This is a genomic window from Nannocystis exedens, assembly GCF_002343915.1.
In the GTDB taxonomy this organism is placed as follows: domain Bacteria; phylum Myxococcota_A; class Polyangia; order Nannocystales; family Nannocystaceae; genus Nannocystis; species Nannocystis exedens.
In genome coordinates this window covers 6,205,968-6,232,209 of sequence record NZ_NETK01000001.1, presented here as the reverse complement: position 1 = coordinate 6,232,209, position 26,242 = coordinate 6,205,968, and the positions used below count along the sequence as shown (strand labels likewise).

The window sequence follows — 26,242 nt, the reverse complement described above, 5'->3', positions numbered from 1 at the left end:
GGGCCCGCGCACGGCCGCATCGGGTACGATGACGGCCGCGAGGCTCCTCGTCGTTCGACGTACGGAGTTTTTATCGCTAAACTCCGTCCACCGCAAACAGTTTTTTTTTCACCACCCGTATGAGCGACGACATCTCCGGCCGCGGCGACCCGCGCAAGACCCTCGAGCTGCTGTGGGGCCGGGCGCCTCGGGCCTCGCGCGGGCCCAAGGCCCGGCTCAGCGTGGCCGACGTGGTCAAGGCCGCGATCGCGCTGGTCGACGCCGAGGGTCTGGCGGCGCTGACGACCCGGCGGGTGGCCGAGGACCTCGGCGTGTCGCCGATGTCGCTCTACACCTACGTGCCGGGCAAGCCCGAGCTGATCGACCTGATGCTCGACGCGCTGATGGGGGAGATCCGCGCCCCCTCGGGCGCGACCTGGCGCGAGCGCGTGGCCGACGTGGCGCGCCAGAACTGGGCGCTCGTGCTGCGGCACCCGTGGATGATCGAGGTCGTCACCCACCGCCCGGTCCTCGGCCCCAACTCGATCGCCAAGTACCACCTCGAGCTGTCCGCCCTCGAGGGCATCGGCCTCGACGACCTCGAGATGGACCGCGCCCTCACCCTCGTCCTCGACTACGTCGCCGGCGCCGTGCGGGGCGCCGCCCGCGAGCGCACCGTCAAGGAGCGCACCGGCATGACCGACCGCGAGTGGTGGGCCCAGGTCGGCCCCTTCCTCGCCGAGGTCTTCGACGCCGAGCGGTTCCCGATCGCCGCCCGCGTCGGCCAGGTCGCCGGCGAGGCCTACGGCGCCCACGACCCCGCCGGCGCGTTCGCCTTCGGCCTCGAGCGCGTCCTCGACGGCCTCGAGCTGCTGGTCGCCCGCAAGTCCCGCCGCCCCGCCTCGTGACCGGCGATCTGCCCCGAGGGACAGCCGCTGCGGAGCCGTCCGCCCGGCGATGACCCGGGCCCGAGCACGGCCCCCGCCGCGCCCGCCGAGCTCGCCGACCGATCCACCAGGCCCCGCCGCCGCGAGCGCCGGGCCGGGGCCTGCCCGCAGCGGCGCGACGCCCCGCGCACGCCCCCCCCGCTTCGCCCGCCGCTGCGACCATCGCCCCGCTGGAGCCCGTGGGATGCGGCCGCGCGCGCATCGCCTCGACGGGCCAGGCGCCTCCTGGCATAGTCCCCGGCGCGCCATGGCTCCCACTTTCGACCTCCTCGTGCGCGGCGGGACCTGCGCGCTCCACGGCGTCATGACCCGCTGCGACCTGGGGGTCACCGGGGGCCGGATCACCGCGATCGGCGACCTCGCCGTCGCCGAGGCCGAGCGCGAGCTCGACGCGCGCCACCTCCACGTCCTGCCCGGCGTGCTCGACACCGGTGGTTACATGCGCGACGAGGGCGGCAGCGCGCTCGTGCTCGCCGGCGTCACCGCCGTGTTCGACGCCCACCCGCACCCGACCACCGCCGCCGGCCTCGAGGACAAGCTCTCGCGCGCGCGCGGCCGCGCCCACTGCGACTACGCCTTCTTCATCGCCGCCGCCACCGACCACCTCGACGACCTCGACCGGCTCGAGCGGCTGCCGGGCTGCAGCGGCGTCGTCCTCTCGCTCGGCACCGACGACGAGCCGCTGCACCGGGCCCTGTTCTGCGGCCAGCGGCGCGTCACCGTCTCGTGCGAGCCCGACCCGCACCCCGAGCCGGTCGCCGCCGGCGCCGCGGTCGACCTCTACCGCGACGAGGGCGACGCCGCGCGCGCCCTCCAGCGCTTCCTCAACATGGCCAAACGGGCAGGTCGGCGCGTCCACGCCTCCAACGTCGACGGCGACGAGGCCCTGGCCCTGCTGATGCAGCACCGCGAGCTCGCCACCGTCGGCCTCGCCGCCGCCGACCTCGACCCGGCGGGCCCCGGCGCCGGCGCGCTGTGGCGAGCGGTCGCCGGCGGCCTGGTCGACGCGCTCGGCTCCGGCCCCGAGCCCGGGCCCGGCGGCCCGCTCCTGCCGACCATGCTCGCCCACGTCCACGCCGGCCGGCTCGGCCTGCCGCAGCTGGTCGAGCTGCTGTCCTCCGGGCCAGCCCGGATCTACAACGTCGCCCGCAAGGGCCGGATCGCCCTCGGCTACGACGCCGACCTCGTGCTCGTCGACCTCGACGCCGAGCACATCCAGGCCGGCGTCCGCTACCACGGCTGGCCGATCGCCACCGTCCTCCGCGGCGAGCTGGTCGCCCGCGACGGCCGCGTCGTCGCCGCCCCCGGCGGCGCCCCGGTCCGCTTCTCCGACACTTTGCGCATGGTCGTCCTGTAGCGACCTGCCCTGAAGGTCAGCCTGTCCCTCGGGACATGTGCGCGGCCGCGCCGCGGACCGGGGCGCGGTCGAAGCGCCTCCGCGTCCGCCGGTCGGGCGGACGCGGCGCCGACGAGGGCCCGTCGAGCGACCGCGCGCGCGCGGCCGGCTCCTCGCGCCGACCCTGCGGCGACGACGCGCCGACCCGTCGGCCGGCCCGGGCCGCGGCGCGCGACATGGCCCGAAGGACATGCCGATCGCCGGCCTTCGCAGGTGTCCCGAAGGACACGCGCGCCGCCGCGCCCGCGCGACCTGACCCGAAGTACAGGTCATCGCCGCCTCCGCGTAAACCTGTCTGCAAAGACAGCAACCAGTCCTGCCCGAGGACGTCGCCACCGGCCGCCGAGCGTGCGGGTCGGGGCTGCCACGAGCAGCCGCCTTCGCACCGGGCGGCGATCGTCGACCCGCGCGCCGACGAGCCCGCGGCCGCGGGGCTTTGCTGTAGAGTCCGGCCGATATGCGGACAAGGCGACTGAATTGGGTGGGGATGTGGGGCATCGCGGCGGCGGCAGCCGCCGGCTGCAGCGACGACGGCACGGCCTCGACGGCCGACACGACGGGGGGAGTCTTGCCGACCGCCTCGTCGACCGAGGGCACGACCGACGGCACCGCGAGCTCGACCGTCGCCCCGCCGACGAGCACCACCGAGGGCGGCAGCGACAGCGACAACGCCAGCGAGTCGACCGTCACGCCGACCGGCACCACCACCTCGAGCACCACCGACCCGGTCGTCACCGGCACCACGCAGACCGAGACCACCGACGGCTGCGACTGTCCGGCCAACTTCAAGTGCAAGTACGACACCTGCATCCCCGACCTCGGCACCTGCACCACCCACGACGACTGCCCGGGTGACTCCTACTGCGACCCCGACGGCGAGTGCATCCCGTACGGCGTGCCGGCCGACGTGATCAACGACCCCGAGTGTCAGAAGGACGACATCCCCGAGGGCATCACCCCGGTGGTGCAGTGCGAGTGGAGCGCGGTCGCCGACCCGGCCAACGACCCGACCAAGAACTCGACGTACATCTACACCACGCCGATGGTCGCCGACCTCAACCTCGACAACGACCCCGGCAAGCTGCAGCCCTCGATCATCGTCAACACCTTCGCCTCGATCGGCGACATGGGCCGGATCGGCACCCTGCGGATCTTCGACGGCCGCACCTGCGAGCTGCAGCTGCAGGCCGGCGGCGCCGACGAGCCCGACGACGCCAACCGCCCCGGCTACTCGGCCCACTGGGCCATCGCCGACCTCGACGGCGACGTCCCGCAGGGCGGCCGGCCCGAGCTGATCGGCTACCACCGCGTCACCAGCCCCAACGACAGCGGCCCGCTCAACGTCTACGCCTTCCGCATCGTCGACGACGGCGACACGCCCAAGCTCGAGCGCATGTGGTACGGCCGCGACTGCGAGACCGACACGATCCTCAACTTCTCGAGCGCCGGGGCGACCAATGGCCCGAGCGTGCACGACCTCGACGGCGACGAGTTCCCGGAGATCATCGTCGGCGACCAGGTGTTCGACCGCGACGGCTGCGTCCTCACCACCTGGAGCGCCAGCGGCGCCAACCACATGCCGGTGATCGCCGACGTCGACCTCGACGGCCTGATGGACTTCGTCAACCACCGCCGCGTCGCCGGCTGGGACCCGCTGGCCGGCGAGTGGGTCGACAAGCCGTGGTTCATGCCGGCCAACCAGCCCGGCGGCTACCTCGCGGTCGCCGACGTCGGCCTCTACTCGGTCGTCGACGGCGTCGACTTCGAGCAGACCCCCGAGGTCGTGGTGCTGTCGGTCAGCAACAGCATCGGCCGCCTGCGGATCCAGAGCCTCACCGGCGAGACGAAGTGGGGCCCGATCCAGCTCTACGCCAAGCCGAACGAGACGATCGGCCAGGGCGGCCCGGTCACGATCAGCGACTTCGACGGCGACGGCCAGGTCGAGTTCGCCAGCGCCGCCGCCACCTACTACGCCGTCTACGACCCCGACTGCGTCGCCGCGCTGAACGGCGAGAGCCCGACCGAGCGGCCCGGCGGCAAGTGCGAGCGCTCGCCGACGCAGCAGGCCAAGAACCTGCCCGACGGCGTGCTGTGGGTTCAGCCCTCGCAGGACCTGTCGTCGAACATCACGGGCTCGTCGATCTTCGACTTCAACGGCGACGGCGCGGCCGAGGCCGTCTACCGCGACGAGTGTTACCTGCGCGTCTACGACGGCAAGAGCGGCGACGTCCTGTTCAGCGCCCCGGCCTCCTCGGGCACCGGCAACGAGTACCCGGTGATCGCCGACGTCGACGGCGACTTCGCCACCGAGATCGTCGTCCCGCGCACCAGCTTCAACAACTGCCCGGCGATGGACCCGCTCTACCCGATGGCCCCCAAGTTCGTGTCGCGCCCCGGCTTCGTCGTCTACCGCGACCCGCTCGACCGCTGGGCCAACTCGCGCCCGATCTGGAACCAGTATCAGTACTCGATCACCCACGTCACCGACGACGCCCGCGTCCCGCCGGCCGGCATGTTCGTCAACAACTGGCAGACGCCCGGCCTCAACAACTTCCGCCAGAACGACCAGGGCAGCACCGGCAAGCTCAACATCGCTGACCTCACCGTCGAGCTGACCGACCTCGGCACCCTGTGCCAGAACCAGGGCGGCACCATCGACCTCCAGGCCGAGGTGTGCAACCGCGGCACCAACCCGGTCCAGGACGGCGTGGTCGTCCAGTTCCTCGAGACCACCGACCCCAACCAGCCCGTCGACCAGGCCACCGTCGTCTGCGAGGCCGTCACCACCAAGCTCCTCGCCCCCGGCGAGTGCGAGACCGTGATGTGCACCGCCGACCTCCAGGGCGGCGGCACCGTCTACGTCGACGTCGACCCGGCCGACAAGATCGCCGACTGCCACCCCGGCAACAACCTCGGCGCCGACGCCCTCGACATCTGCCCGGGCTGATCCGCCGAGACAATCACAGGACATGTCCGAGGGGCCATGCCGGCGCGCCGGCGCGGCCCCTCGTCGCGACCGCCGACGGTCGCGCCGTTCTCGCCTGTTTCAAAAGACATCCTCTCGCCCCGCTTCGCCCTCCCAGAGGCCGTCGATCGCCCTGGCCGCTGCTCCGACGGCATCCTCGCGCCCCGCTCGCCTGTCCGGAAGGACCTCCCCGCGCCCCGCCTCGCCTGTTTGAAGGGCCTCTCCGCGCCCCGCCTCGCCTGTCTTGAAGGACATCCTTCGTCCCCCGCTCGCCTGCCGGAAGGACCTCCCCGCGCCCCACTTCGCCTGTCCCGAAGGACGTCCTTCGCCCCGCGTCTCCCCCGTTGCGCATCGCGCTTCGCTCGTCCCGACGGGCGTCCGGCGCATCGCGCCTCGCCTGTCCTGAAGGACACCTTCGCGCCTCGCATCGCCGGCCCCGAAGGGCATCCGGCGCGCCGAAGACGCCCGCCTTCGCGACCTCGCCCACGCGAGCGACCCACGCGGCCCGCTCCGACCTGTCTTCCGGGACATCCCAATCAGCCCCGCGGACCCCGCTGGCCCGCGAACCCCGCGCATTGCGCGAAAACGTGCGCACAACCCGACGTGGCCCGCGCGGGACCGCTGCAGTATCCTCGGGTCCGCATGCGAAGGTGGCTCGTCGGCGGATCTGCGGCCCTGCTCGCCGCCTGTCTGCCGCTCGATCCCGAGTATCTGGTCACCGCCCCGCTGTTCCGCGGCGTGCGCGTCGAGGTCGTCGAGCCGGGCGGCTACGCCTCGCTGCTCCACGTGCCCGACGGGCGGCGGCGGGCCACCATCCTCCCGCTCGACACCGTCGAGCTCACGGCGAGCTTCGCCGCCCCGCCGGGCGTGACCGTGCAGCCGCCGATCTGGCTGGTTTGCGGCCTCGACTGCGTGAACGGGGTGCTGCCGGAGCTCGTCGGCGACCTCGCGGAGTGCCCCGTCCCGCTGCCGCTCAATTTGCAAGATCCCTGTCGGCTCGCCGCGGGCCATCGGATTCGCTTGAGCATCGCCGGCGCCTTCACCCTCGCCCGCCAGTGGACCACCCTCGTGCTGGTCGGCAGCCGCGACGACGACCTCACTCCCGCGGCCTGCCTCGAGCGCCTGACCCACCCGCCTCACACCGAGCTCGAGCCCTGCATCATCAGTCTGTGGTCGCTCGGACTCGGGCCGCTGTGGGCCCTGCTCCCGTTCGACGTCGACGCCAGCGACATCCCGCCCGAGATCCTCGAGCAGGAGGTCGACACCAACCCGGACGTGGCCGAGTTCCGCGTCACGCGCGAGCGCGGCGGCAGCCGCAGCGAGCAGCGCGTCGCCCCTGGCGGCAGCGTGGGCGTGCGCCGCGGCGATCGCATCACCGTCGAGCCGATCTTCACCGAGGGCTCGGCGCAGACGTGGTGGTACACCTACGGCGACGAGGAGGACAAACCGTGGTCGGGCGAGCTCGAAAGCGCCGAAGAGCAGTTGCTGATCCGCGCCTGGTTCGACGCCCCCGTCCTCGACTTCGCCTGGACAGCGTACGACGGCTGGACCAACACGCCGATCACCTGGACCGTCCCGCACGACGTCGTGCCCACGCGCCTCTTCCTCGACGTCAACGACTTCCGTGACGGCCGCGCCGCCGCCGAGCTGCTGTTCGTCGCCGACGACGCCCCATGATCGCCCTCGGCCTGTCCGCCGTCCTCGCCGCCGCCGACCCGGCCCCCGTCGAACGCCCCGCGCGCGACCGCGTGCAGGGCACGCTGCGCAGCGCCGGCGAGCGCCAGCCCGTCGCGGGCGCGCGGGTCTTCGCCACCGCGCGGCGCGGCCCCGCCTGGACGCGCGAGGCCGTGTCCGACCGCGACGGCCGGTTCGTCCTCGCCGATCTGCCGGCCCGCGAATTCGTGCTCACCGTCGTCGCCGCCGGCCGTCAGCGCTTCGAGCAGCCGACCACCGCTGCCTATTGGTCGCGCCGCAAGCCGCCGACGATCTACCTCCAGCCGCAGGGCGCCGGCGGCTATCGCACGATCGTCGAGCAGCAGCGCGTCAGCCGGGCGAGCACCGTCAGCACCCGGCTGCAGCCCGAGGAGATCGCCAACCTCCCCGGCAGCCAGGGCGACCCGCTGCGGGCCTTGCAGAACCTCCCCGGGGTCGCGCGGATCCCCGGCGGCCTCGGCCTCATCGTCCTGCGCGGCGCGGCCCCCAATCAATCGCAGGTGTTCTTCGGCGAGCACCCGCTGCCGCGCGCCTTTCACGTCCCTGGCCTCGCCAGCGTCGTCCAGACCGGCGTCCTGCAGAACCTCGAATACGTGCCCGGCAACTTCTCCGCCCATTACGGCAACGCCGTCGGCGGCCTCGTCCACCTCACCCCTCGCGTCGGCCGGCGCGACGGCCTGCACGGCCACGCCAAGCTCGACATCACCTCGGTCGGCGCCCTGCTCGAGGGCCCGTTCGGCAAGGGCGGCTCCTTCCTGCTCGCCGCCCAGCGCGGCTACCTCGACCTCGCCCTCAGGGCCCTGCCCGACGAGGCGCTCCAGGGTGACGTCATTCAGCCGCGCTATCACGATTATCAATTCATCTTCGATCACCCCGCCGGCCGCGGCGGCACCGTCACCGTGCGCCTCCTCGGCGCCTCCGACGATCTGCGGATCGACGCGAGCGGCCTCGGGCACTTTCGCCTGCGCGCCGCGTTCGACCGCGTCGACCTCGCCTACCGCAAGCGCCACGGCCGCTGGGACTTCTTGCTCGCGCCAGCCGTGCGGTTCGATCGCTCGCAGTTCGACGGCAACGGCCTCGACAACCGCCGCGGGGACGTCGTCGGCCTCTTGCGCGCCGAGGCCGGCGTACGCCCGCTGCGGCCGCTGCAGCTCACCCTCGGCTTCGACACCCAGCTCGACCGCTATGCGACGCACCGCGTCACCCACCTCGGCGCCATGATGACCGAGGAGGAGGCCGCCCGCGGCCTGCTCACCAGCTCCGGCCTGTACCTGTCCTCGCAGCTCGAGCTCGGCCGCTACGCGATCGTCGCCGGCGCCCGCGTCAATGCATATACCGCCGCCGACAACACCGAGTTCACCGCCGACCCGCGCCTCCTCCTGCGCTACAGCCCGCACGAACGGGTACGCGTGCAGCTCGGCGCCGGCATGTACTCGCAGCCGAGCCTGCGCAAGTCGTTGCAGTCCGCCGGACTCATCGACCAGAGAGGGCCGGACGGTCCCACGATCGGCGCCCGCTACCTCGTCCTGCCCGGCGCCGCCCGCTACCTCGACCCGCAGCTCGAGTTCCAGCCCGGCCGCCGCGTCGGCGCCAGCCAGGCCGTGCAGTACAGCGCCAGCCTCCACGTCGACCTGACCGCCGCGGCGGGCCTCGACGCCACGATCTTCTACCGCCGCGTCCGCGACCACCTCCCGCCCGACCCCGAATACCCCGAGCTGCCCGACACGGCATCCGCCACCCATGGTGTCGAGGTCATGCTGCGCCACGACCTCACCGCGCGGCTGTTCGGGTGGGTCGCCTACACCTGGATGCGCTCCGACGCCCGCCGCCTCTACCCCGACGGCACCATCACGCGCACCCCGGCCGACTTCGACCAGCGCCACAACCTCGTCATGCTGGTCGGCTACAAGCTCCCGCGTCGTTGGTCGATCGCCGCCCGCTTCCGCCTCGTCACCGGCCTCCCGTACACCCCGTACGTCGGCGGCCTCAACGCCATGGCCCAGGAGACCTGGCCGATCGCCGGCCCGCTCAACAGCGCCCGCATGCCGGTGTTTCACCAGCTCGACCTCCGCCTCGACCGCACCTGGGTCCTGCACCGCTGCATCGTCGGCGCCTACCTCGACGTGCAGAACGTATACAACCGCCCGAACGCCGAGGGCGTGGTGTACTCGACCGACTACGCCAGCACCCGGGCCGTCGTCGGCGTCCCGATCCTGCCGGTGCTCGGCGTCAAGGTCAGCTACTGAGCCTGCCCCTCACGACATGCCCGAAAAGCCATGTTACAGCACCGCGCTGACCCGACCCCACCGGATGACATGACCTCGGGGACATCCCTCCCATTCCCGCCCGCCGCCGCCGCCCGGCGAGAAGAACCGCACGACCCCGCGACTGGCCGCCCCGGCCGCCCCGCGCTAGCGTCACCGGTGATGCGGCGGTTCCTGTTCGCGCTCGGCACCCTGGCCCTCGGCGCCTGCATCCCGCTCGAGCACGACTGGCAGGTCGTCGACGCGACCTTCCGCGGCCTGCTCGTCGAGGTCGTCGAGCCCGGCGGTTATGGCTCTTTATTAAACGTGCCGCCGGATCGCCGCCGCGCCTTCGTCCTCCCGCTCGACACCGTCGAGCTCGAGTGGAAGGTCGCCGTCCCGCCCGGGCAGGAGCTTCAGCCGCCGATCTGGATCGCCTGCGACCACGCGACCTGCCTGGGGCTGTGGACCCCGGTGTACTTCGGCCCCTTGCCGGACTGTCCCGATCCGATGCCCCTCGGGGTCCACACTTCATGTCGCCTCGGCGAGGGTCACCGGATCCGCGTCCGCATGGCCGGCGCCTACTCTTCCGAGTCCCCGTCCGGCTTCATGCTCCTGGTCGTCGGCAGCCGCCGGCCGGACCTCCCCCCCGCCGAATGCCTCGAGCGCCTGAGCGCCGACCCGCGCCCCGACCTCGGCCCCTGCCTCGTCATCCTACGCGACCCGCCGACCCGCGCCACCCCGTTCGGCCTGCCGTTCGTGCCGGAGGACGCTGGCGTCCCGCCCGAGGTCCTCGCCGAGGAGGCCGACACCAACCCGACTGTGCTCGGCTTCACCGTCACGCGCGAGCGCGGCGACGTGCGCGAGGAGCTCGTCGTCGACGTCGGCGCGACCGTCCCGGTCCGCCGCGGCGATCGCCTCCACGTCGAGCCGCGCCTCGCCGCCGACGCGGCCCAGCAGTACTGGGTCTCCGAGGGCGACCTGCCGAACATGCCGTGGTCGGGCACCCTCGTGCAACAGACCGAGCACTTGATCCACACGGTGAGGTTCAGCGAGCCGGTCCTCTACGATCACCTCGACGGCCTGCCCACCCCGCACTTCGCCATCCCCCACGACGTCGTGCCGACCACCCTCTGGCTCGACATCTTCGACGATCGCAACGGCAAGGCCTTCGTCGACCTCGAGTTCGTCCCCGAAGACGACGCATGATCACCCTCGGCCTCGTCGCCTGCCTCCTCGCCGCCGCCCCGGCGCCCGGCCAGCCCGCGGCTCGCACCACCGTGCAGGGCACGCTGCGCAGCGCCGGCGAGCGCCTCCCCGTCGCCGGCGCCAAGGTCTTCGCCAGCGCGCGCAGGGGCCCCGGGTGGACGCGCGAGGCCGTGTCCGACGGCGACGGCCGCTTCCTCCTCACCGATTTGCCCTCCCGCGAGTTCACGCTCGTCGTCGTCGCCGCCGGCCATCAGCGCTTCGAGCAGCCCACCCCTGCCGCCTACTGGTCGCGCCGCAAGCCGCCGACGATCTACCTCCAGCCGCAGGGCGCAGGCGGCTACCGCACGATCGTCGAGCAGGAACGCGTCAGCAAACCGAGCCCCGTCAGCACCAGGCTGCAGCCCGAGGAGATCGCCAACCTCCCCGGCAGCCAGGGCGACCCGCTGCGCGCCCTGCAAAACCTGCCCGGCGTCGCCCGCGTGCCCGGCGGCCTCGGCCTCCTCATCCTGCGCGGCGCGGCCCCCAATCAATCGCAGGTGTTCTTCGGCGAGCACCCGCTCCCGCGCGCCTTTCACATCCCCGGCCTCGCCAGCATCGTCCCGGCCGGCGTCATCGGCGGCATCGAATACGTGCCCGGCAACTTCTCCGCGCATTACGGCAACGCCGTCGGCGGCATCGTCCACCTCGTCCCGCGCGTCGGCCGGCGCGACGGCGTCCACGGCCACGTCAAGATCGACCTCATCACTGCCGGCGCGCGGATCGAGGGCCCGTTCGGCAAGGGCGGCTCGTTCATCCTCGCCGCCCAGCGCGGCTACCTCGACCTCGCCCTGCGCGCGCTGCCGGAGGAGGTCAGCCTCTCCGGCACCGCCGTCAGCCCGCGCTACCACGATTATCAATTCATCTTCGACCACCCCGTCGGCCGCGGCGGCGCCCTGACGATGCGGCTCCTCGGCGCCGCCGACCGCTTCCAGTTCCGCCAGGCCTTCACCGGCGAGCCCGGCTTGTCGCTGAGCAACGGCTTCCACCGCGTCGACCTCGCCTACCGCCAGCGTCACGGCCGCTGGGACTTCCTGCTCGCCCCCGCCGTCCGCTTCGACCGCACCGACTACGACAGCGGCATCGCCTTCCTGCGCCGGCGCAACGACGTCGTCGGCCTCCTGCGCGCAGAGGCCAGCGTCCGCCCGTGGCGCCCGCTCCAGCTCACCCTCGGCGTCGACACCCAGCTCGACCACTACCGCTCGTTCCACCGCACCACCGCGGAGGAGGGCCTCGTCGACAACCGCACGCGCGGCTTCCTCACCAACACCGGCGTCTACCTCAACTCGCAGCTCGAGCTCGGGCGCTACGCGATCATCGCCGGCGCCCGGGTCAGCAGCTTCACCGGCGCCGTCAACGCGAAGCACGCCGTCGACCCGCGCCTCCTGCTGCGCTACAGCCCGCACGAGCGGGTCCGGATCCAGCTGGCAGCGGGCACCTACTCGCAGCCCCTCTATCGCAGCGCCAGGGTGAGCGCCGGCGTCTTCGACCAGTGGCAGGCCTCGAGCGCTTCGTTCGGCGGGCCGACGAGCTACTTCGGCAACTACTACACCGTGTTCCCCGCGGCCATCCGCTACCTCGACCCTCAGCTCGAGTTCAACCCGGAGGGCCAGATCGGCGCCCTGCGATCCGCTCAGTACAGCGCCAACCTCCACCTCGAGCTCGCCGACCACGTCGAGCTCGACGCGACCCTGTTTCATCGCAAGGTCCGAACCGACATCGCCCCCCACCCCGAGAATCCGGACGCGCCCACCAACCGCTCCACCGCCACCGGCGTCGAGGTCATGCTGCGCCACGACCTCACCGCCCGGCTATTCGGCTGGATCGCCTACACCTGGATGCGCTCGACCACCACCTTCAACTTCCCCAACATGCGGGAGCCGGTGCGCGTCCCGAGCGACTTCGACCAGCGCCACAACCTCGTCGTGCTGGTCGGCTACAAGCTCCCGCGCCGCTGGTCGATCGCCGGCCGCTTCCGCCTCGTCACCGGTTTGCCCTTCACCCCGTTCATCGGCTCGATCAACACCGACGGGAGCTGGGCGTTCAACCCGAATACGCCGGTGTACGGCGCGCCCAACAGCGCCCGCATGGCGGTGTTCCACCAGCTCGACCTCCGCGTCGACCGCACGTGGATCTTGCAACGCTGCGTCGTCGGGGCCTACCTCGACGTGATGAACGTGTACAACCATCAAAACGCCGAGGGCGTCATCTATTCGCAGGACTTCTCCCGCACCCGCGCGGCGGTCGGCCTGCCGATCCTGCCCGTCCTCGGCGTGCAGGTCACCTATTAATTCAGGCCCCGAGCACCAGCCCGACGATCGCCAGCAGCGCGAACACCACTCCGAGGTAGGTGTTCTTGTCGCGCCGCAGCGCGATCGCCAGCAGCGCGCACACCACCGCCGGCGCGGTGTACAGCATCATCTGCTCCCACCCGACGCGGTGCCCCTTCATGCCCGCCTGCATGAACGCGAACGTCCCCATCGCAATTGCCACGTAGGCGAGGAACGTCGGCACAAAGCTCTTCTTCGCTGGTATCTCGGCCATGGCGAAGGGTTAACCGATCCCCGTCCGCGTGTCGACCGCCGAACCCTCGCCGCGGCTCGCATTCATGCGGGTCTCGTTCGCAACGATGCGAGCCCCTCAGCCGTCCCGGTCGCGCCCGACCGCCAGCAGCAGCAGCGCGGCACAGCCCGCGCTGACGCCCGCGTTGACGTGCAGGTCCGCGGACGCGAGCCCGACTCTGTCGCCCCAGTAGAGCCACTGCGTCGCCGCGTCCCACCCGTAAAACGCCGCGTTGGTTAGCAAGACCGCCCGTCGATCGGCCGCCCGGCCGAGCCGCAGCGTCACCAGGGCCAGCGCCGCCACCAGCACGTGGAAACTGGCGATGCTGAACCACTGGAACTCGCGCGTCGGCGTCATCGCCCCGCCGCGGTACTGGGCGTCGAGCGGCCCCGGGTCGAACATCAGCGTGTAGGCGATCAGCAGGTTGAACAGCGCGTAGACGACGACGATTCCCTTGCTGAGTCGCGGCACGATTTGACTTAAAAATACTACCGATCGCCGGCCTCGAGCCACTCTCCGCCGACCCCGCGCGACCTCGCCCGAGCGGCCGTGTCCACGGCGCGCCTGCTCGCGGAGCTTTTCGGATCTGCTGCCGCCATTCGGCCCCCGGACGCAGGGCCGCGCACAGCGGTTCGAGCCCCCTCCTCCTCGAGTTGGCTGCCGCATTCGACCACGGCCCCTCGCAGCGCGAGCGCAGCGGTTCCGAGCACCGCCCACGTCGTCTCGCCCCCGGCCAGCGCCGCGAACGTGGCGATCATGTCCAATTCAACATGTCCCATCAGACATTCAGTCTCACATTTCGGCGCTTCATGGATGTCCTATCGGACATGTCCCGACGAACCCCATCCACAGCCGCCACGACCCCGTCCGTCCCGCGCCTCGCGCGACCGCGGGAGCGACACGCACGATCGTCTTCATGTCGCCGCCCGCCCCACGCCGCCGCGACTCGCACGTGCGCCGACGCAGACGTCGCACTCGGGCCGCTCGCCGCGGCAGTCCGTGGGCGCGCGGCCTCGCGCCGCGGATCGTCACGCGTGCCCGCGTCAGGCGCCGGGGGGTCGGCGCGTATACTCGGCCCCGACCTGTCCCCGCAGACAGGAGGGAGTTCCATGGAAGCAGCAGTCGGCAACCAGGCGACCCTCGCGTGGTCGCGCATGGAGACCCAGTTTCCGGCCGAGCTGGCCTCGACCATGGCCGGCACCTCGGCCGCGTCGCGGATCACGCGCATCGACCCGAACCGGCGCAGCCTGTCGGTCCTGCCGCAGATCGAGACCGACGTCAGCGGCCAGGTGCGGCTGGTCCACGACCCGCGCGACCGTTACCGCTCGCTGGGCGTGGTCGGCGAGGGCGGCATGGGCGTGGTGGAGCGGGCCGAGGACGTGGACATCGGCCGGCCGGTGGCGATCAAGCGGCTCTTGCCCGAGGCCTCGCACCCGCTCGGGGTGGCCCGCTTCGTCGGCGAGGTCCGGATCGTCGGCGCCCTCGAGCACCCCAACGTCGTCCCGATCCACGACGTCGGCCTCGACGCCGAGGGCCGCTACTTCTTCGTCATGAAGTACGTCGAGGGTCAGACCCTCGGCGAGGTCATCGACAAGCTGCGCCGCGGCGACCCCGAGACTCACCTGCAATGGCCGTTCGAGCGCCGGGCCGAGATCGTCATCTCCGTGCTGCGCGCGCTGGCCTACGCCCACGAGCGCGGCATCGTCCACCGCGACATCAAGCCCGACAACATCATGATCGGCCGCTTCGGCGAGGTGTGGCTGATGGACTGGGGCATCGCCAAGAAGATGGACGAGCCCGACCCCGGCGTGCCCACCGAGCGCGGCGAGGACCGGACCGCCGGCCTCATCGGCACGCCCGCGTACATGTCGCCGGAGCAGGTCCGCTGCGAGCCGCTCGACGCCCGCAGCGACCTCTACTCCGTCGCCGTGGTGCTGCACGAGTTCATCGGCCTGAACCACTACCTCCATCACCGGACCGACAACCTCGCCGTCCTGCTCGACGCCATCGAGAACGAGCACCCGGTCCTGCGCGGTCCCGGCGCCTACGACAGCCCGCACCAGGGCCCGCCGCCCATCGAGCTGCAGATCGTCGCCGCCCGCGGCCTCGCCAAGGACCCGGCCCACCGCTACCAGTCCGCCGCCGAGATGCTGGCCGGCGTGCGCGGCTACCTCGAGGGCCGCGGCGAGGTCCGCTGCATGTACTCCTTCACCAAGCGAGCCATGCGCGAGAGCGGCCGCGTCATCGACCGCTACCCCCGCCTCGGCGTGGCGATGTACTTCGGCCTGATCGTCCTGGCCCTCGTCGGCCTCGCCGCGCTCTTCAAGCTGCTGCTCGGCTAGGCGATCGCCTGTCCCGAAGGCCAGACGATTGCGGCAGCCCGGCCGCGCCGTGGCCCGCCGACTCCGGCGCGCTGCGAGCCGAGCCGCGGCGCTCCGCGACGAATCGCCGGCCTCGGCCGCGCGCGGGAGCGGCGGGAGCACACCGCGGCGCACCGGCGCTCCCGAGATCCGCGACGGCGACGATTCGCCGGACTGCCCTCCATTCGTCGCCCGGCGACCGCCGCGCCGTTGCCCCGCGGCGCGGCCCGGCCCACAGGATCTCGCATGGGAGGTCTGAACCTCGGAAAGATCTTCGGCGTGCGGATCGCGGCCGATTGGAGCCTGTTCGTCGCCCTGTGGCTGGTCGCGGTCAGCCTCGCGCTGGGCTCGTTCCCGGTGTGGCACCCCGAGTGGGGCGGCGGCATGCGCTGGGGCATCGCCTGCATCGCCGCGGTGCTGCTGTTCGCCTCGGTGCTGGTCCACGAGCTGTCGCACGCCCTGGTCGCCCGCCGGTACGGCCTCGAGGTGCGCAGCATCCATTTGTTCGTGTTCGGCGGCGTCGCCAACATCGAGCGCGAGCCGGAGACCCCGCGCGCCGAGCTGATGATGGCGATCGTCGGCCCGCTGACGAGCATCGGCCTCGGCCTGCTGTTCCTCGCGCTCGGCGGCTGGCTGGCGCGCCTCGGCGGCGACCCCGAGCGGCTGATGCGAGACCTCGGCCCGGCCGCGACCCTGCTGTTCTGGCTCGGCCCGCTCAACTTCTTCCTCGGCCTTTTCAATTTGCTGCCGGGCTTCCCGCTCGACGGCGGCCGGGTCCTGCGGGCGCTGCTGTGGCAAGCGACCGGCGACCTGCAGGCGGCCACCCGCTGGGCCTCGCTGTCGGGGCAGGCGATCGGCTTCGTGCTGGTGTTCGGCGGTCTGGCCATGATCTTCGGCGCGCGCCTGCCGTGGCTCGGCAGCGGCGTCGTCTCGGGCCTGTGGATCAGCGTGATCGGGTGGTTCCTCGCCAGCGCCGCGGCCATGAGCTATCGCCAGCTCGTGATCATGCACCTCGTCGAGGGCGTGCCGGTGCGGCGATTGATGCGCCGCGACGTCGCCGTCGTCCCGCCGGACCTGCCGGTCGCCCGCCTCGTCGATGATTACCTGATGCGCAGCGATCAGCGGGCCTTCCCGGTGCTCACCGGCGAACGCCTGGCCGGCATCGTCTGCCTCGAGGACGTCCGGGTGGTCGACCGCGACGTGTGGAACGAGATCGAGGTCGGCACGATCATGACGCCGCTCGCCGCGCTCGAGACGATCCGCGCGGACGACGACCTCACCGTGGCGATGCGGGCCTTCAGCCGCAAGGACGTCGAGCAATTGCCGGTCGTCGACGGCGACCACCTGGTCGGCGTGCTCCGCCGGCGCGACATCCTCAAATGGCTCGAGTTGCAGGCGCCCCGCAGCGAGCGGCCGATACAGCCGAGACCGGCCTGAACCGCCCATGGGCGCGCGAGCCGGCGGCAGGTGGCCGGCGCGCACCAGGACAAGCCCTGATCGCGACACCCGCGAATCGCCCCGACGACGGCTCGCCCCGGCGCCGCGCCGGTGGCACGTCTTTTAAAGGCGTCCAACCCTGCGGGCATGTCCTTCGACAAAACCGCCCTCCCCCTCACTGTCGCCCTCGCTCTCGCGCTCCCGGGCGTCGCCGCCGCCACCGACGTGCCGCCCGATCCGTCGCGGCCGACGACCCCGACCACCGGCGCTCCCACCAATCCCCATCCGCCCACCAGCCCGACGCACAACACCGACGAGAACCCGACCAATGTGCAGGCGCCGACCGACGAGATCACCGACGAGGAGATCCTCATGGTGATCGAGACGATCAGCGACAGCAGCGCCGAGCACAACCGCCGGGTCCAGAAGTCGATCAAAAACCGCCGCGTCAAGAAGTTCGCCGAGAACCGGGTCAAGCACGCCAGGGCGGCCAAGAAGCGCCAGACGGCGATGCACGCCCGGCACAAGCTGAAGCCGAAGTCGGGCCCGGTCGACGCCGCCTACAAGGCCTCGATGGACGAGACGTACAAGGACCTCGACACCGCGGCCAGGGGCCACGAGTTCGACCTCACGTACATCGACGACGAGATCCAGGCGCTCACCAACATCCGCGACGCGATCGACCGCAAGTTCATCCCCAACGTCGACCTGCCCGAGCTGCGCGACGAGCTCAACACGGTCCGCGCCCAGATCGAGACCGACCTCAAGGCGGCCGAAGCGATCCGCGTGGCCCTGCGCGCGCAGCCGGCGGCCTGAGCCTCGTCATGCGCGCCGTTTATCACCTCGCGGCCGCGGCGGCCCTGCTCGCCGTCGGCCTCGACTGCCATCGAACGGACACCGCCGCGCCGGTCCCCCAGCTCGCGCCGACCGGGCCGAGCGCCCGCTTCTACGGCGCCCTCGCGCCCTACGGCACGTGGATCGACGACGCCGCCTACGGCTGGGTTTGGCTGCCCTCGCCCGCGATCGTCGGCGCCGACTTCTTCCCGTACATGACGGGCGGCCGCTGGGTGTACACCGACGCCGGCTGGATGTTCGACAGCAGCTATTCGTGGGGCTGGGCGCCGTTTCACTACGGCCGCTGGGCCTTCGACGCCGGCGTCGGCTGGATGTGGGTGCCGGACGACGTGTGGGGCCCCGCGTGGGTCGATTGGCGGTGGAACGCCGGCTACGTCGGCTGGGCCCCGCTGCCGCCGAGAATCGTCGCAGCGCGCGAGGAGCCGCGCTCGCACTGGATCGTGGTCGCCGCCCGGGACCTCACGCGCCCGCAGCTCGCCGGGTACATCCAGCCGAACGAGCTCGGCCGGGTGGTCTTCGCCGACGACGCCGCCCACCCCGCAACTCACCCCGGCTGGCGCTCCGGTCCACCCGCCGACGTCGTCGCCGCCGCGACCGGCCAGCCGCTGGCTCCCGTCCACTTGCCGCCGCCCCCGCGAGGCGGCGAGCTGGTCCGCTCGCGCGTCGCCGGCGACGCCGTGGAGCACACGCCGTTCGTCGAGTCGAAGCAAGCCCCGGCCGCGTCGATCTTCCCGCACAACCCGCCCGAATTCCCGGTCCACACGATGCGTGCCCACACCACCCACGCGCCCGTGTTCGACCTCCCTCACGGCGGCGGCGACCACCCGCGCAGCAGCCACGGCGGCGGACGCCGGCGGTGATTCCTCATGACCCGAATGACATGTCCCGATGGACATGTCTCGCGGGCATCATCCTTCATGCCGCGCAGGCGGAGCAGGAGGTCCGCCTGTCTCGCCCTCGCGCACGGCCGATGCGTCGACGTCGCTGACCCGCGAGCAGAGCAGGCCCTCCCGGGCTTCGCCCGCCCGCGTCTCGCGGGCGGCCTCGCAGTCGCCTCCAGCGACCTCCGGCTCGACCGGTCGCCCGCCTCGCCGTCGAGCGCCTGCACCCGAAGCCAGGCTCCCCGGGACGAACACGGAAGCCTCGTCGCCACGGTCCTCGTGGCCCCGGCTCAGTCCTCCCACACGACCAGCACCTTGCGCTGCTGCCACCATTGCTCGAGCGTGCGACCGGGGTCGACGGCGCACGCGATCGTCAGCGGGCTGAGGCGCACGCTGATCGGGTGCGACGCCTTGCCGTCCCACGTGCCGATGTCGACCACCTCCGTGCCGGCGAGCTGCAGCCCGCGGCGGCGCAGGTAGTCCTGGATCGCCGGCACCTGCAGGTCGACCCCGGTGGTCGCCTCGGCGTGCGGGTTGCGCAGCGTCTTGGCCAGCGCGATCAGCTCGGCCAGGTCCTCGGGGTGAGCCGCGAAGTGGGCCTCGTAACTTTTATAATAGACCGACTCGAGCGCGTCCTCCTGGCGCACGAACTCGCCGTCCACCTCGTAGCCGACCGCCCACCGGTCCTCGCCGTACTTGCGGTCCCACTCGCGCTGCCGCGCCGTGCGCTGCTTGACGCCCCCCGCCTTGCCGAGCCGGCGCTCGACCACCCGCCACCCCATCGCTCAGCCCTCCTTCGTCCCGCCCTCGCCTGTCTCTTTCACAATGTTTTTAAGCACATGTCCGGAGGGCAAGATGGCCTCGCCGACCAGGTCGAGCAGCGCCGGCTCCTTCACCGCCGGCCCCGGCTCCGGCGCCTCGGCCGTCGCGGGCAGCTCCGGCTCGGGCGCCACGAACGTCACCGCGACCTCGAGCCCGGCCCCGCGCGGCTCGGCCACCTCCGGGCGCTCCGGGCCCGGCGACGCCTCGACCGCTAGCGCCGTCGCGGTCTCGCCCGGCGCCCGCGGCGAGCCGTCACCCGCCGGGCCCGTCCCCAGCGGCTCGGGCTCCGCGACGGGCGTCACCGCCTCGGACGCGCGCGTCGGCGACGGCGCTCCTCGCACCGGCAGCCCTGTCGCGGGCGCCTCCGCCATGCGCGTCACCGGCAGCACGACGCTCGTCTCTTGCGTCACCGTCGTCCCGGCAGGGGAGCTGACGAACACGTGCCGGACCAATTCCGGCGCCCCGGGTCCCGAGCCGCGCAGCACCGTCCGCTCCGAGCTGCGGGGCGCTCCCGGCGGCGCGAATCGTGGCACCTCCGCGACGCGGGTCCCCGGCGACGACTCTCCCGGCAGCAGCGTGCGCGGGCCCGCCAGCGGCTCGCCCGGCACCAGCGTCCGCCCCGGCGGCGGCATGTCGATCGCGAACAGCCCGCGTCGCTCGCCCCCAATCGCGTCCGGCAGCAGCGTCTTCCCGGCGAGCCCCGCCCCCTCCGGCACCACCGTCCTTCCGCTCACCACCGCCTCCTCCGGCGTCAGCGTCTGCCCGGCGAGCGCCGGCCCTTCCGGCGCGACTGTCCTTCCGCTCCCGGCCGGCCCCTCCGGCACCACCGTCCTTCCGCTCACCACCGCCTCCTCCGGCGGCAGCGTCTTCCCGCGGATGACCGCGGTCGTCCCACTCGCCGGGTCGGAGCGCTCGCTCGCGGTCGACGAAGCCGCTCCGCCCGAAAGCGAGGCCGACACCGCCGCCAGCACCCCCATCGGCTCGCGCTGCAGCGTCGCGCTCCCGGGTGCATCAGCGACCGCGGTCCGCCCCGGCATCGCTGCCGCGGACCCGTCGCCCGCGCGCGGGTCAGCCCCCGTCTCGCGCGCCGGCGCCCCGGGCCCGCCGAAGCTCCGCGGATCGCCCGCGATCGCGCTCCGTCCCGGCGACGCCCCGGTCCCGCCGCCGCCGGGGCTCGCCGGCTCGACCGCGTCCTCGGCCGCGCGCAGCGACGCGCTCTCGCCCCCGCGCCGCGCCTCGCTCGTCGGCGCCGCCGGGCTCCCCGACTCCCGACTCGCCGCGCCCGCCCCCGCGGTCGGCTCGCGCGCCGCGGCGCCGCTCACCTCGTCGACCGTCGCCGCCGGCGCGACCGTCCGGGCCACCTTTGCCCCATCAGACATGTCCCCCCGGACATGCCCGGAAGGACCTTTCTCTTTCGCAATGTCCTCGGAGACATGCGCGTGCCCGAGCGGCGACACCGCCACCCCGAAGGCCACGCAGGTCGTGGCGACCGCCGCGAACACCAGCGTCGTCAGCGACTCGGTCCCGGGCACCGCGGCGGCGTGGGGCAGCGCGGCCAGGCCGGCGACCACCATCCCGCGCGGCCAGCCGAGCGCCAGCGCCGAGAACGTGCGGTCGTCGACCCCGCGCAGCACCAGCCGGGCCGCCAGCAGGCGCAGCACCACCAGCAACAGGCCGAGCACGATCCCCATCGCCAGCAGGCCCCACGGCGGGCCGAGGTTCATGCCGAGGAACGTAAACAGCAGCACCCGGGTGATCTCGACCGTGCGCGCGTGGTCGTCGAGCGCGGCGCGGAAGTCCTCGTCGGCGGCCTCGACGACCGCGCCGCCGCGCGGGCGGAACAGGGCGGCCACCAGCGGCCCCGCGTTGCTGACGACCGCGCCGAACACCAGCACCGCCAGCGCCCCGATCCCGCCGAGCGTGTCGGTGACCACGTAGAGCCCCAGGATCGCCGCCAGCGTGTAGGGATAGACCCCGCGGCCGGGCCCGACGCGGCGGATCGCGGTGATCCACAGCAGCCCCGCGAACGCGCCGAACGCCAGGCCGAGGCCGAAGCCGGCGGCGATCGCCGCGTACGCCTTGCCCACCGGCACGCGCAGGCTCAGCAGGTCGATGCAGCACGCCGTCGCCGCGATCGCCAGCGCCCCGGTCAGCGCCGCCTCGCGCTCGAGCGCGGCCACCAGGCCCGGGTGGGCCCGCCGGTACAGCGTCGGCGCGAACACCTCCGGCGCGGTGCACAGGAGCAGCGCGCCGAGCATGAACGCGTGCGTCCAGCTCCACACCGGCAGCAGGTGCAGCCCCGACAGCGCCTGGCTGAACAGCGCCACCAGCGGCACCACCAGCGCCGCCCCGGCCAGCGCCAGCTTGCGCGCGCGGACGACCTGCTCGCTGGCTGTCCCGAAGACCATGTCGCGGCCGGCCTCGAACAGCACGATGATCAGCGCCAGCGCGGCGAAGAACGGCGCCAGCGCGGCGATCGTCGCCGGCGGCACCAGCCCCGTGGTCCGCAGCACCACCCCGAGCGCGATCAGCCACACCGCCTCGGGCACGTGGGTGCGCAGCGCCAGCGGGCGCACCGCCGCCGCGGCGGCCAGCAGGCAGGCGATGGCGACGAGGAAGACGGTGACGGGCGCCATGGGGGACCGTCAGTGTGCCACAGCGCCCGCAGCCCGCGGCCGCCCGCTCCTACTTGTGCGCGGCGAGCTGGCGCGCGAAGTAGAGCCCCGCGTAGACCTTGAGGTCGACGTGCGCGCCGCGAGCGATCCGCTCGCCCAGCCAGGCCTCGACCTCCGCGAGCGGCACCTCGAACACCGTGATCTGCTCGTTGCCGTCGCCCCCCCCGGGCCCGACCTTGCGCAGGCCGGTGGCGACGAAGATGCTGATGCACTCGCTGGTCAGCCCGGGCGAGCTCGGGCCGTGGGCGACCTGCTCGATCCGGCTGGCCTCGTAACCTGTCTCTTCGACCAGCTCACGGTTGGCCGCGGTCGCGGCCTCCTCCGCCTCGTCGCCGGGCGTGTCACCGACCAGGCCGGCCGGCAGCTCGACCGCCACCCCGCCGAGGGCCGGCCGCGGCTGCTCGATGAGCACCAGCCGCCCGTCGTCGGTCACGGCCACGATCGCCGCGGCGCCCCGGGCCCCGAGGCGCTCCACGTACTCCCACTTCCCGCGGCGGACGAGGCGCAAGAAGCGCCCGTCGCCGATCGTCTCGGTCGCCGGATGGGTCGCGTCGGACAGGCTCGACATCCCCCCGACTATCGCAGCCGCGCGGCCCTTTGGCCAGGGCTGCCGGTCACGCGCCGACCCCGACCTTCACCCGGTGCGCCGGTCCGGGTAGCCTCATGCGAGGTGACGCCCGCCCGCCTGCTCAGCCTCGACGCCCTGCGCGGCCTCGCCGTCGTGCTGATGATGGAGCAGCACATGGCGGTGTGGCTGTGGCGCTCGGACCCGGGCGTCTCGGCGATCGCGCAGGCGCCGGTGCTGATGGCCCTGAACGGCCTCGGGGGCCTCGCCGCGCCCACCTTCATCACCCTCGCCGGCGCCGGCACGAGCCTGCTCGCCCGCAGTCGCACCGCCGGCCTCGACGCGATCCTGGTCCGCCGCGGCCTCGTGGTCATGGGTTTCGGCTGGCTGCTCAACCTCCTCACCCCGAGCTGGTTCTCCGCCGGCTCGTGGTTCGTCCTCCACCTCATGGGCCTCGGCATCCTCACCGCCCCGCTGTGGCGCCGCCTGTCCGATCGGGCATTGCTCTGCGGACAGGCGCTCCTGCTGCTCGCCGCGCCGGTGGTGCAGCACTGGCTCGCCACCCCGGAGCTGCTCGTCAACGACCGCATGCGCCGCCTCGACCTCGCGGGCGGCCCGCTGCGGCTCGCCTTCGCCGAGGGCCAGTTCCCGATCGTCCCGTGGCTCGGCCTGTTCCTCGGCGGGATCGTCGTCGGTCGCTGGCTGCAGCAGCGCCGCACCGCGCCGATCCTGCGCATGGCCAGTGTGCTGCTCGTCACCGGTGTCGCCCTCGCCGCCGTCGGCCTGCGGCTCGGCCCCCACGAGGGCGTATGGCACCGGCTGTTCCAGATCCGCCTGAGCTTCTACCCCGCGACGCCGGCGATCGTCATGTTGCTCCAGTCGGGCACGCTGCTCCTCTTGCTCGGCGCGCTGGCCCTCGAGCGGCGCGGCAAGCTCGAAGAACGCGGCTGGCTGGTCCCGCTCGGCCGCGCCTCGCTCACGCTGCTGCTCGTCCACGTCGTCGTCTTTCGCGAGCTGACGCGACCGCTCGGCGCGTGGCAAGCGTTCAGCGCCGAGATCGCGCTCACCATCGTCGCGATCTGGGTGATCGTGTGCGCGCTCGCTGCGCGCCTGTGGCAGCGTGTGGGCTATCGCTACGGCGCAGAGTGGCTGCTCCGGATCTTCGGCGGTTAAACCGCTCGCGGCGATGCCGGCGCATGCTCTGGTCGCGCCTATGCATCCGGCTCAAGTGCTCGCCGCCGCCGCCGCCGCCGGGGAATCCTCGGTGCGACGCAAGTCGCGGTTCACCACCCTGCCGCCCCAGGTCCTCGACTTCGCGCTGTCGCTCGCGGCGCAGGGCCGCGCCATCGTGCTCGTCAGCGTCGTGCTCGCCGTCGTCGTCGTCGTCGCCGCCGACCCCGGCCCGGCCGCGATCCTCGGCTGCAGCGCCTTCGTGTTGGTGCAGGCGGTCTCCTTCTTCAACCCGGTCTCGTTCGACCGCGCACGCACACGCACGCGCGACCTCGTCCGCTACGCCGCGCTCGCCGGCCTGCTCGTCGTCCTCCCCAGCCTGCTCGCCGCCGACGCGCCGGTGATGCTGCTCGGCCTCGCCGCCGCGTGCGCCGCCCCGCTGTCGTTCGCGCCGCGGCTGGCCGGCGCCTGCGTCGCGGGCCTCAGCCTCGCCTGCGCTGTCGGCGTCGTCGTCGCCGGCAGCCCGGCCTCGCAGGCGCTGATCGCCGCGCTGACGGTGACGGCCGCCGGCGTGCCGCTCACGCTGGTGCTGGCGCACCACGGCCGCAGCGGGGAGATCTTGCGCACCGCGCTGGGCCGGCTCGAGCGCGAGATGGAGAACCGGCAGCAGATCGAGGACCAGCTGCGCCGCACCCACGACGAGCTCGAGCGCCGGGTCGAGGAGCGGACGATCGCGCTGACCCGCGCCAACCGCAAGATGGAGTCGGAGATCCGCGTGCGCCGCCAGGCCGAGGAGCAGGCGCTCGAGGCCAACCGCATCAAGAGCTCGTTCCTCGCCAACATGAGCCACGAGCTGCGGACCCCGCTCAACGCGATCATCGGCTACAGCGAGATCCTGCTCGAGGACACCGCGCGCCCCGACCTCCGCGAGCTGCACGAGGACCTCGGCAAGATCCACGGGTCCGCCGAGCACCTGCTCGCGCTGATCAGCGACATCCTCGACCTGTCGAAGATCGAGTCGGGCAAGATGGACATCAACGTCGAGTCGTTCCGGCTCGGCGACGTGCTCGGCAGCGTGATGTCGCACCTGGCCCCGCTGGCCGAGCGCAACGGCGACACGCTCAAGCTCCGCTGCGCCCGCGACCTCGGCGAGATCACGACCGACCGCACCAAGCTGCACCAGATCCTGAGCAACCTGCTCAGCAACGCCTGCAAGTTCACCCACAACGGCCGCATCGAGCTGTCGATCAAGATCCAGGCCGAGGGCGGCCGCTCGTGGTACCGCTTCGAGGTCAGCGACACCGGCATCGGCATCGCCCCCGAGGTGCTCGAGCGCCTGTTCGCCCCGTTCGTCCAGGCCGACTCCTCCACCACGCGCAAGTTCGGCGGCACCGGCCTCGGCCTCGCCATCAGCCGCCACTACGCCCGCATGCTCGGCGGCGACATCACCGTCCGCAGCAAGCCCGGCGTCGGCTCGGTCTTCACCCTCCGCCTGCCCCAGGAGGCCATCGACCCACGCAAGGCCGGGGTGATCCTCGTGTCGCACTTCTGAGCCCCCGCGGGCGCGCATGCGCGCGGGCGACGCTGCACGCGCGCCGCGAGTCTCCCGGCTCCGCCGCCGCGGAGCCCCGCCCGCGCGCGGCCGTGCGGATCCACCCCCGAGCGAAGTGGACACGACTGTCCGTTTCGACCACACTCCTCCGGTCGCTCGCGCCCGAAGGAGCTCCCATGAACCAGCCAGCGTTTCCGACCCTGCCCCCGAACGCGTCGATCTTCACCCGCGTCCGCCTCAGCCTGCACGCGCTCAAGGTCCTGTCGGACGACCCCGCGAACACGTACTACGGCCCGCTGGTCAACGCCTGCCTCGACAGCGAGACGTACACCAAGCTGGCCCGCCACTGGCGCACCAGCGAGGACGGCCGGCGGATGCTCGACGACCGGCCGAGCCTGCAGGGCCGCGAGCTCGACCTCGACGCGCTGGCGAAGCTGCCCGAGGGCACGCTCGGCCGCGAGCTCGTCCGCTACTTCCGCGACAACGGCATCGCGCCGTTCGAGACCACCTTCCCGATCGAGACCGACGTCGACTACCTCAGCAAGCGCTACCGGGAGACGCACGACCTGTTCCACGTGATCACCGGCTACGGCACCGACGAGCACGGCGAGATGCTGCTGCAGGCGTTCGTGCTCGGCAACCTCGGCGTCCGCCAGGCGATCCTGATCCTCGCCTACTCGGTGCCGCGCCGGGTCAAGGTCGCCGGCTGGAAGGATCTGGTGCCGTACCTCGGCCGCCTGCGCGCCGCCTACCGCCGCGGCAAGCGCTCGCGCGAGCTGCTCAGCGTGAACTACGAAAAGCTGTGGGAGCAGCCGGTCTCGTCGCTGTCCCGCCTGCTGTGCGCGCCGGCGTGACGTCGCCCGCGGCGAGGCATC

19 protein-coding genes are annotated in these 26,242 nt (G+C 72.7%); 14 read left to right on the top strand and 5 right to left on the bottom strand.

Annotated elements, in window-relative coordinates:
• The first annotated feature begins 119 nt into the window (after positions 1-119).
• The 7 genes from NAEX_RS24530 (at position 120) to NAEX_RS24495 (ending at position 12,779) form a co-directional block, all read left to right on the top strand.
• Entirely contained in the window at positions 120-887 is a 768-nt protein-coding gene (locus tag NAEX_RS24530) for a TetR/AcrR family transcriptional regulator (RefSeq protein WP_096329909.1), read from the top strand.
• A 286-nt stretch (positions 888-1,173) separates the two neighbouring features.
• A complete protein-coding gene (locus NAEX_RS24520; RefSeq protein ID WP_143140581.1) occupies positions 1,174-2,283 on the top strand; it encodes an amidohydrolase family protein in 1,110 nt (369 codons plus the stop codon).
• A 496-nt stretch (positions 2,284-2,779) separates the two neighbouring features.
• On the top strand, positions 2,780-5,269 hold the full coding sequence (locus tag NAEX_RS24510) for an FG-GAP repeat domain-containing protein (protein WP_143140580.1): 2,490 nt from the start codon (positions 2,780-2,782) through the stop codon (positions 5,267-5,269).
• 660 nt (positions 5,270-5,929) lie between these two features.
• Positions 5,930-6,964, top strand: a complete 1,035-nt coding sequence (locus tag NAEX_RS24505; protein ID WP_096329904.1) for a hypothetical protein — start codon at positions 5,930-5,932, stop codon at positions 6,962-6,964.
• A complete protein-coding gene (locus NAEX_RS24500) occupies positions 6,961-9,246 on the top strand; it encodes a TonB-dependent receptor (protein WP_096329903.1) in 2,286 nt (761 codons plus the stop codon). The genes NAEX_RS24505 and NAEX_RS24500 overlap by 4 nt, the downstream gene beginning before the upstream one ends.
• Before the next feature lie 180 nt (positions 9,247-9,426).
• A complete protein-coding gene (locus NAEX_RS50635; RefSeq protein ID WP_170135974.1) occupies positions 9,427-10,452 on the top strand; it encodes a hypothetical protein in 1,026 nt (341 codons plus the stop codon).
• A complete protein-coding gene (locus NAEX_RS24495; RefSeq protein ID WP_100792973.1) occupies positions 10,449-12,779 on the top strand; it encodes a TonB-dependent receptor in 2,331 nt (776 codons plus the stop codon). The genes NAEX_RS50635 and NAEX_RS24495 overlap by 4 nt, the downstream gene beginning before the upstream one ends.
• 1 nt (position 12,780) lies before the next feature.
• On the opposite strand, the gene NAEX_RS24490 is transcribed toward NAEX_RS24495, so the two are convergent.
• The gene (locus NAEX_RS24490) at positions 12,781-13,032 is read right to left on the bottom strand and encodes a hypothetical protein (RefSeq protein WP_143140579.1); all 252 of its coding nucleotides are present in this window, start codon (positions 13,030-13,032) and stop codon (positions 12,781-12,783) included.
• Positions 13,033-13,128: 96 nt separating this feature from the next.
• A complete protein-coding gene (locus tag NAEX_RS24485; RefSeq protein WP_096329900.1) occupies positions 13,129-13,521 on the bottom strand; it encodes a hypothetical protein in 393 nt (130 codons plus the stop codon).
• Between the two features lie 638 nt (positions 13,522-14,159).
• Here NAEX_RS24485 and NAEX_RS24475 point away from each other — a divergent pair.
• The 4 genes from NAEX_RS24475 (at position 14,160) to NAEX_RS24460 (ending at position 18,562) form a co-directional block, all read left to right on the top strand.
• Positions 14,160-15,392 carry a serine/threonine-protein kinase gene (locus NAEX_RS24475; protein ID WP_170135973.1) on the top strand — a complete coding sequence of 411 codons (1,233 nt, stop codon included), beginning with the start codon at positions 14,160-14,162 and terminating at the stop codon, positions 15,390-15,392.
• 264 nt (positions 15,393-15,656) lie between these two features.
• Complete coding sequence (locus tag NAEX_RS24470; RefSeq protein WP_096329897.1) at positions 15,657-16,847, top strand: site-2 protease family protein; 1,191 nt, start codon at positions 15,657-15,659, stop codon at positions 16,845-16,847.
• A 147-nt stretch (positions 16,848-16,994) separates the two neighbouring features.
• Entirely contained in the window at positions 16,995-17,663 is a 669-nt protein-coding gene (locus NAEX_RS24465; protein WP_096329896.1) for a DUF4142 domain-containing protein, read from the top strand.
• A gap of 8 nt (positions 17,664-17,671) precedes the next feature.
• On the top strand, positions 17,672-18,562 hold the full coding sequence (locus NAEX_RS24460) for a DUF6600 domain-containing protein (protein WP_096329895.1): 891 nt from the start codon (positions 17,672-17,674) through the stop codon (positions 18,560-18,562).
• 311 nt (positions 18,563-18,873) lie between these two features.
• On the opposite strand, the gene NAEX_RS24455 is transcribed toward NAEX_RS24460, so the two are convergent.
• Genes NAEX_RS24455 through NAEX_RS24445 form a run of 3 tightly spaced genes read right to left on the bottom strand, consistent with a single transcriptional unit; the run spans position 18,874 to position 22,648 of the window.
• A complete protein-coding gene (locus NAEX_RS24455; protein ID WP_096329894.1) occupies positions 18,874-19,365 on the bottom strand; it encodes a hypothetical protein in 492 nt (163 codons plus the stop codon).
• Between the two features lie 3 nt (positions 19,366-19,368).
• Positions 19,369-22,041: a cation:proton antiporter gene (locus tag NAEX_RS53900; RefSeq protein ID WP_096329893.1), complete on the bottom strand. Its 2,673-nt coding sequence runs from the start codon at positions 22,039-22,041 to the stop codon at positions 19,369-19,371.
• Between the two features lie 49 nt (positions 22,042-22,090).
• On the bottom strand, positions 22,091-22,648 hold the full coding sequence (locus NAEX_RS24445; protein WP_096329892.1) for an NUDIX hydrolase: 558 nt from the start codon (positions 22,646-22,648) through the stop codon (positions 22,091-22,093).
• A gap of 102 nt (positions 22,649-22,750) precedes the next feature.
• Between NAEX_RS24445 and NAEX_RS24440 the strand changes: the two genes are divergently transcribed.
• The 3 genes from NAEX_RS24440 to NAEX_RS24430 all read left to right on the top strand — a co-directional run bounded on the left by NAEX_RS24440 (position 22,751) and on the right by NAEX_RS24430 (position 26,221).
• Entirely contained in the window at positions 22,751-23,818 is a 1,068-nt protein-coding gene (locus NAEX_RS24440; protein ID WP_245913791.1) for a heparan-alpha-glucosaminide N-acetyltransferase domain-containing protein, read from the top strand.
• Between the two features lie 40 nt (positions 23,819-23,858).
• Positions 23,859-25,367: a sensor histidine kinase gene (locus tag NAEX_RS24435; RefSeq protein WP_143140578.1), complete on the top strand. Its 1,509-nt coding sequence runs from the start codon at positions 23,859-23,861 to the stop codon at positions 25,365-25,367.
• 176 nt (positions 25,368-25,543) lie between these two features.
• Positions 25,544-26,221, top strand: coding sequence for a Coq4 family protein (locus tag NAEX_RS24430; protein WP_096329889.1), 678 nt, complete (start codon positions 25,544-25,546; stop codon positions 26,219-26,221).
• Positions 26,222-26,242 lie beyond the last annotated feature (21 nt).